The following is a 2,080-nucleotide window of genomic DNA, read 5'->3' on the forward strand; positions in this document are numbered from 1 at the left end:
CGTTCCTGCACCCAATGCTTCTGCTCGAACGCGTTTTCCTGCGGCGGATCATGCTCGATATAGACGCGCGGCAAGCGGCGTTGCGCATCGGTGAGCAGGTTGAGGCGATCGTCGTCCCATTGACGCTTGTGCTGGAGCAACACGACATCGAAGGATTGGGAGGGCACTTCGCTTGCCGGAATCTCATGCACGTTCGCGCCGAACGGCAACGCGCCGGCCGTGCCCGCATATCCCGGCGGATTGCCGGGTCGCGTGACGAGATAGAAGTCGTGCGGCGCCTGGCTTAGGTAATACAGGTAATTGCCGTGGATATGCCACGTGAGCACACGCAAGCGCCTCGAACTAATCATGGGCATGAAGAAGCGTCTCCTCTCGAATGGTGTGTGCAAGCTGTGCGAAGGCCGCATCGAGCACGGCGCGCACGCTCACGTTGAGCGCGCATTCGTGGCCGTAGGAACATTCGCGAAACGCGCAGGGCCGGCACGCGGGCCAGTCGGCCAGCACGCGATGACGCACCCGATCGAGCGGCGCCCAGCGGCGCGTATCGCTTCCGGATGCAATCACGACACTCGGCGTGCGCATCGCCGCCGCGACATGCGAAAGCCCCGTGTCGTTGCAGACGATGAGCCGCGCCCTCGCGACGAGCGCGGCCAGCGCGCCCAGCGACGTGCATCCGGCGAGATCGACCGCATGCGCGCCGGCATCGCGTGCGACGCGAACGGTCAGCGACGCTTCGCCCGCGCCGCCAGTGACCGCGATCTGCCATCCCGCTTGCGACAACGCATGCGCCACTTCGCCGAAGCGTTCGACGGGCCATCGGCGTGAAGGCAACTGCGCGCCGGGATGAACGAGCACGAGCCTGTCGCAATCCATCGCGCATGCGTCAATCAGCGCATCGCATTTGCGCGTGTCGTCATCGGTCAGCGGAATCTCGAGATCGAGTGCATCCGCGTCGATGCCGAGACGTTGCATCAACGCGGTATAGCGCGCGGGCTCGGGCAGTTCGTCGGGCCACGGCATGAATGCGCCTTCGCGCATGCGTTCATCGGGCTTGAGAAAGCCTGCGTTCATGCGCGCGCCCATGCCTTCGACGATATCGTTCGCCACGCCGCCGCTGCCATGCAACTGAATCGCGAGATCGAAGCGGCGTTCGCTCAGCGCGCTCAGAAATGCAGGCAAATGCGCGTCTGTTTCTTCCTGTTCGGGAAAGCCGATTGCGCCCGGAAACACGATCAGCTCATCGAGCAGATGCGCGTATCGTTCGATGAAGCTCTTCGCCCAAGGCAAGCCGACGAGCGCGATATGCGCTTGCGGATAAGCACGCCGCAATGCGCGCAACGCGGGCACGGCGCACAGCATGTCGCCGAGTTGCAGCGCGCGAAAGATCACAATGCGTTCGATCATGGACAGAACACCCTGAACTTGAACGCGCCGCGAATGCGCCAGTAGATCGACAGATACGGAATGATCGCCGAGGTCCATAACATTTCAGCGATATGCGCGGGCGTGCGCGACGTCGTTTTCAATCGCTGCGCGGCGAACCATAACGTCATCGCGATCCATGCAATCGCGGCTATTGCGGCGATGCGCGGCGCACTCGCGATCAGCGACACGAACGCGACGGCGAGCGCCGCGAGCATCGCATAGTAAAGAAGCGGCGGGCCGCGCCGGATGCGCTCGCGAAAGAGCGCGGGATGCTTCTTGTAGAGCAGCGCGTCGAACTGGCTCTTCTTCTGCTGCGAAATGCACACGCCCCAGCGCGCGGGACGTACCGGATGCAGCACCATCGCGTCCTCCGCGCGAGCGATCTTCAGTCCCGCGCGCATTAACGCGAATTGCAGATCGGAGTCCTCGCGCCATGCCGATGTAAAGCGCGCATCGAAGCCGCCCGTGCGTTCGAGCGCCGCGCGCGTGGCGAATGCATTCGCGGTGGCGAACTCCGCGTTCGCGAGTCCGGCGGCGTCGAGCTCGTAGTCGGTCGGACGATCGGGCAGCGGCACGACGATAAGGCCCGATACGGCGTCCGCGCCATGATCGAGCGCATGCACGCCGTTGACGAGCCATTGCGGATCGGGGATCG

The 2,080-nt window shown here is 64.0% G+C and carries 2 protein-coding genes and 1 pseudogene; all 3 read right to left on the reverse strand.

Annotated elements, in window-relative coordinates:
* Positions 1-356 (reverse strand): annotated as a pseudogene (locus AWB74_RS44155) (glycosyltransferase family 1 protein); the annotation flags it as partial.
* A complete protein-coding gene (locus tag AWB74_RS44160) occupies positions 343-1,404 on the reverse strand; it encodes a glycosyltransferase family 9 protein (RefSeq protein ID WP_061152753.1) in 1,062 nt (353 codons plus the stop codon). The pseudogene AWB74_RS44155 and the gene AWB74_RS44160, both read right to left, overlap by 14 nt.
* Positions 1,401-2,080: glycosyltransferase family 2 protein (locus AWB74_RS44165; protein WP_327363340.1), on the reverse strand; the 680-nt coding region annotated here is incomplete at its 5' end. The genes AWB74_RS44165 and AWB74_RS44160, both read right to left, overlap by 4 nt.

The sequence above is a fragment of the Caballeronia arvi genome (assembly GCF_001544695.2).
Taxonomy (GTDB): Bacteria; Pseudomonadota; Gammaproteobacteria; order Burkholderiales; family Burkholderiaceae; genus Caballeronia; species Caballeronia arvi.